This window comes from Pseudomonas sp., assembly GCF_049590575.1.
Classification (GTDB): Bacteria; Pseudomonadota; Gammaproteobacteria; order Pseudomonadales; family Pseudomonadaceae; genus Aquipseudomonas.
The window spans coordinates 1-5,140 of the sequence record NZ_JBAWDE010000422.1 but is presented as its reverse complement, the minus strand read 5'-3'; the positions used below and the strand labels follow the sequence as shown (position 1 = coordinate 5,140).

At 55.8% G+C, this 5,140-nt stretch carries 7 protein-coding genes; 4 read left to right on the top strand and 3 right to left on the bottom strand.

The annotated features are described in order from the left end of the window. The 3 genes from WBR57_RS29400 to WBR57_RS29390 form a co-directional block, all read left to right on the top strand. On the top strand, positions 1-318 hold a 318-nt coding region (locus tag WBR57_RS29400; RefSeq protein ID WP_424088965.1), incomplete at its 5' end, for an energy transducer TonB. Between the two features lie 51 nt (positions 319-369). Beyond that, positions 370-1,092: a MotA/TolQ/ExbB proton channel family protein gene (locus WBR57_RS29395; protein WP_424088967.1), complete on the top strand. Its 723-nt coding sequence runs from the start codon at positions 370-372 to the stop codon at positions 1,090-1,092. A 1-nt stretch (position 1,093) separates the two neighbouring features. Next, positions 1,094-1,495 (top strand): ExbD/TolR family protein, encoded by a 402-nt coding sequence (locus WBR57_RS29390; protein WP_010565408.1) that lies wholly within the window; start codon positions 1,094-1,096, stop codon positions 1,493-1,495. Positions 1,496-1,579: 84 nt separating this feature from the next. Here the strand turns inward: WBR57_RS29390 and WBR57_RS29385 are convergent, their stop codons facing one another. The 3 genes from WBR57_RS29385 to WBR57_RS29375 are packed head-to-tail and all read right to left on the bottom strand — an operon-like array spanning position 1,580 to position 4,376. Further along, the gene (locus WBR57_RS29385; protein ID WP_424088963.1) at positions 1,580-2,527 is read right to left on the bottom strand and encodes a LysR substrate-binding domain-containing protein; all 948 of its coding nucleotides are present in this window, start codon (positions 2,525-2,527) and stop codon (positions 1,580-1,582) included. Then, on the bottom strand, positions 2,527-3,375 hold the full coding sequence (locus WBR57_RS29380; RefSeq protein WP_424088961.1) for an EamA family transporter: 849 nt from the start codon (positions 3,373-3,375) through the stop codon (positions 2,527-2,529). The genes WBR57_RS29385 and WBR57_RS29380 overlap by 1 nt, the downstream gene beginning before the upstream one ends. A gap of 53 nt (positions 3,376-3,428) precedes the next feature. Beyond that, positions 3,429-4,376 (bottom strand): TauD/TfdA family dioxygenase, encoded by a 948-nt coding sequence (locus WBR57_RS29375; RefSeq protein WP_424088959.1) that lies wholly within the window; start codon positions 4,374-4,376, stop codon positions 3,429-3,431. 459 nt (positions 4,377-4,835) lie between these two features. Between WBR57_RS29375 and WBR57_RS29370 the strand changes: the two genes are divergently transcribed. Continuing rightward, the gene (locus WBR57_RS29370; RefSeq protein ID WP_424088957.1) at positions 4,836-5,084 is read left to right on the top strand and encodes a hypothetical protein; all 249 of its coding nucleotides are present in this window, start codon (positions 4,836-4,838) and stop codon (positions 5,082-5,084) included. Positions 5,085-5,140: the final 56 nt, after the last annotated feature.

Genomic DNA, 5,140 nt, shown 5'->3' with positions numbered 1-5,140 from the left:
GCACCTGCACCGGTTGCGCCGCCTGCGCCGGCCCCGGTAACACCTGCTTCGGCCAACGCCGCGTACCTGAAGAACCCGGCGCCGGAGTACCCGTCACTGGCTCAGCGTCGCGGTTGGGAAGGCACGGTATTGCTCAGGGTGCACGTGCTGGCCAGCGGCAAGCCGGGTGAGATCCAGGTCCAGAAAAGCAGCGGTCGCCAGCAACTCGACGACGCCGCACTGACCGCCGTGAAGCGTTGGAGCTTCGTGCCGGCCAAGCAGGGCGAAGTGGCCCAGGACGGCTGGGTCAGCGTACCGATCGATTTCAAGATTCACTAACTATTGCGCTGCGGTGTGTTGCACACGCCGCGACCTGTTCAGAGGGAAAACATCATGGCATTAGCATCTCCACTTGAATCCATCGAAAGCGCGGTGATCTGGCTGCTGGTGGTCTTTTCGGTCGCCACCTGGGGCCTGGCCCTGCTCAAGGGCGTGCAGTTCGGGCGCCTCAAGGCGCAGGATCGCAAATTCCACAAACAGTTCTGGGCGGCGTCGAGTCTCGACTCGGCCGCCGAACTGGCGGAAACCCAACCGGGTGCCGCTGCCCGTGTAGCCCAGGCCGGTTATGCCGCAATCCAGGTTGGCGAGGCGCCCCATGCGGCTGACCTGAGCCAGGCGATCAACCATCAAGACCGCCTCGAACGCGCCTTGCGCCAGCAGATCGTGCGTGAGCGCCGTTCCCTGGAGACCGGCCTGGCCGTGGTCGCCAGTATCGGCAGCACCTCGCCGTTTATCGGCCTGTTCGGCACCGTGTGGGGGATCATGGAAGCGCTCAAGGGCATCAGCGCGGCCGGTTCCGCCAGCCTGGAAACCGTGGCCGGGCCGATCGGTGCGGCCCTGGTCGCCACTGGCGTGGGTATTGCCGTCGCAGTACCGGCGGTGCTGGTCTACAACTATTTCCTGCGCCGCCTGAAGCTCACGGCGGCTGACCTGGACGATTTTGCCCACGACTTCTACAGCCTGGCGCAGAAGAATTCCTTCCGCGTGCTGCTGCACCCGGCGCTGACCAAAAACGTCGCCGGTACCGCGCAAAAAGTGAAGGAGGCTTCCTGATATGGCCTTCTCCACGCAAGACAGTGATGAGGTGCTGAGCGAGATCAACGTCACGCCGCTGGTGGACGTGATGCTGGTGTTGCTGGTGGTATTTATCGTGACCGCGCCGCTGCTGACCAACGCGATCCCGATCAACCTGCCCAAGACCGAAGCCGTGGCGCCGGTGGAGCAGAAGGACCCGCTGGTGGTGAGCATCGACGGCGCCGGCAAACTGTTTATCAACAAGGACGAAATCCAGCCGGACCTGCTGGAATTCAACCTGCAGGCGGCCAAGGCCAAGGACCCCGATGTGCGGGTGCAACTGCAGGCTGACGATGGCGTGAACTACGGCGAAGTGGCGCGAGCCATGGCGTCTATCGAGCGCGCGGGCATTACCAAGCTGTCGGTGATTACCGCCCGTTAGTTGCAAAAGCCTCGACAATTTTTTGGCCGTTTCCTTGGCAGGGTGCGGCCTTTTTTTTGCATCCGTTTCAGTAACATCACACGATCAAAGTGCGCCAACCCCGGCGATTTGCGGATACCGGATTTCAACTTCTTGCTGAAACTTTCTAGCGCTCTCTTTAAGCCAGTCAATCAACCGAGCGATATCAGGTTCCGACTGCCGCCCATTCCTACAAATAACGTAGTACGCCGCCGGCGACATCATCAGCGGGCCGCCTAGTGTGACTAATGCACCTTCTTCCAACTGGTCATACACCAACGCTGTCCTGGCCAGCGCAATCCCGCCACCCTTCACCGCCAGACTGATTGCCAGGCTTGAGTCCGGAAAGCGCGGCCCATGGTGATAAGGCGCAGCTGCCAGGCCCTGGAACGCAAACCAGCTTTCCCACCCTGGACACACTTGATCTTCCACACGGTGAATGAGTGGATACCGCGCGATATCCGTCAGCGAAATATCGCCATTCATGCGTTGAAACGCCGGTGAGCAAACCGGGAACACGGCATCGCGCATCAGAAGCTCGGCATGATGATCCGGGTAGTCGCCGTACCCCATCACAATCGCAACATCGAATTGATGGGCACCGAGATTGGCGCTATTCATATCCGCACTGGTCAATACCAGGTCGAGATTGAATGAAGCGTCGGTGTGGGAACCATGCATTCTGGGGATTAGCCAGGTCGAACACAGGGACGAAGTGCACGAAAGATAAAGGAGCTGAGATTTGCGCGCATTCAGCGAGTGCAACACCGTCTCAAGGGTTTTGAAAAAATCATCGGTCACCGGCAACAAAGCCTGCCCGGCGGTTGTGAGGTTGACGCCCCGCGAATGGCGCTCGAACAACTGAACGCCCCACCACTCTTCCAGACCTGCGATCTGATGACTGATGGCACTGGCGGTGAGGCTCAACTCTGATGCTGCGCGGGCGAAACTGCCTGTTCGTGCAGCACTGACAAAGGCTTGCAGCATGGGTGTAGGTGGCGGACGTTGGCCCATCAGGTGCTCACTTTGATCAGGATGATCCCGCAAACAATGACGAACGCCGAAAGCATCCGCCGCCAGCCGAACCGCTCGTGAAAAAACAGCGCGGCAATAATGGCGCCGATAATAACACTGGTTTCCCGCAACGCTGAGACCTTGGCCACCGCATCCAGCGACAGCGCGAACAGCACCAGGCCGTAGGAAGTGAGGTAAAAAACGCCGCCCATTACGCCGACTTTCCAATGGTTGCGAATGGCCTCTGCGAATTCCAGACGTTTCTTGAAAAACGCCAGCGCCGGAATCGGAATGCTCTGGAATACCGTCAGATAGATGATGTATTGCAGCACCGTCTCACTGGCTCTGACACCTTTGGCATCCACCACTGTGTATGACGCGATGAAAGCACCTGCGCACACCGCCATCAGAATTGGTTTGAACATACGCGCGGACATCCTGCGCACGAATGTCAGGCTGATAATGCCTACGCAAATCAGCAACACCCCCGCCATGGCATGAAACGATAGCTGCTCGTGCAGCAGGAAATAGGAAAACAGCGCGACTAAAACCGGTGGCACCCCGCGCATGACCGGGTAGACCTGCCCAAAGTCGCCGGTTTCATACGCTTTGATCAGAAACAATCGATAGGCCGTGTTGAGCACCACGGAAACCAGCACGTAGCCCCACACATGCAGGCTTGGCGTATTCACCAGCGGCAGCGCCGCCAGGCAGATCAGCAACGCCGTACCATCGACCATGGCCAAGGTCATGAAGCGACTGCTCCCCGCCCGGACGACCGCGTTCCAGGTGGCGTGCATGAAGGCGGAGATCAAAACAAGGGTGATCGCGATGTTGGAGTTGTCCATGGGGCTCGGCTTGTGATGGGAATATGAAGTTGTGCCTTATGGCCAGCTAGGGATCATCGTTTGCGCAACCACATTCGTAACATGTATCGATTGAGATCTTTCAAAGAGACTGCGTCATCAATCTCTAAGCGCGGAGCGCTCTTATCGATGAAATGCGTTCGGGTATGGAGAAACTTGTTGTCAGCTGAAATAAGAACCTGCCCTGGTTCAAGCAGCACTCGATGTTGAACTGAAGATTGATCAAGGACGGTATCTAGCAAATCCAATGCATGTATTTGCGCCAGGGTTAATGGCGCACCCGCTTTGATGTGGGCCGATTCGATATAGACGCGGAAGTACCTAATCAAAGGGATGCCCTCATTTGAAAAGCTCAAGATTGGCGCTTTGAATAATTGTTCTTCCTCCGCCATACCTCGATTTTCAAAATAGAAATCGCACTTAAGTTCTTCCAGTACCTCAGGGAATGCCATTAATTCAGCGTATACCGCACTTGCGTCTATCAGAATACTTTCGCCGCCGAGTAAGGCTTTCTGGCCACAAGCCAGAATCAAATAATCGATAGGGAGCGGATCGCTTACGCCATCGTTATGGATATATGCGCCCTGACGGGTCTGATGATATCTCGCACCTTCTTCAATGCTTTTACCTCCCCGGTCATACACCTCAATAACCCTATGGCCAAGATGGTTCTGCACCATTGGCGCTCCCAGCAAAGAGCCGAACGTCCATATCAAAGATTTGAAACCTGCAAGATCATCGACTTTAAATCCATCTAGGATAAGGACGTGTTTTTCGTGATCAACAATTTTTCGTATATTGCGCAGTTCTGCGCTGAGGGTCTGCGAGTGATGGGGGGCGATGTAAGCAGGCTTTGCATCGAATCGATTAGTTTGATCATCCGGTTCGGAGCTGGCTTTTGCGCTCAGTAGTTCGTTGAATGCGGTTTTAGAAAGCCTGACTTTAGAAATTTCGTGGTGGAAAGTACTTATATTTATATTCATTGCGGTTCTTTACGGGGTTGGTTGGAGTCAATATTTAACTAACCTCACCACTCTCCGGAAAAGCGAAAAGTCGTCAGCGGAGCCATAAAAAACTGTCATGGAAGATATTTCCTACAAGAAAGTTCATCAGGTGATCGATGCTGGCATTTCGTCATGATTTGTAAAGGGCCAGCAAGCCGTGTCCCTTTAAATTGCAGGACGTTTCCGAGACAATCCCCGCCGCCTTGTGACTGTTGGAATGGATGGCTAGTCTTCGGCCCGTCGCTGGTTTTCAGCGATCGGGTTTAGCAGCCTGAGTTCAATAGGCACACGGTTCACATCCACGTTTATGGTGGCTGTGCGTGGGGCACCCTCGGGTGCGCTGGTGTTCCTATTGGCCAGTCTGCTAACCCGCGTACAGCTGCCACCTATCGTTTAGCAGCGTTAGTGGTCGCTCCCGTATTCAATAGGAGTTACACCATGACCAAAGCACTTCCCGACCCACCCGTTGACTGCCTTGTCGCCAACGAAAACCTCAGTTTCGAAGACGCCCAACTTTATATCGCTCACCTGATCCACAGCGCATCGGCCACCGTATGGGACTGTTGTGAGCACCTGCAGCCGCACGACCGCGCGAAAGTCCATGCGGTGTGGCATTTGCTGGAAATGGCCAAGACCGTGGTGGATCGCACCATCGACTGCATGCCTCGTATCAATCACGTCATCTAAAACCACTGCAAATTGAATGTGAAATCGAGTCAATGTGGGAGGGGGCTTGCCCCCGA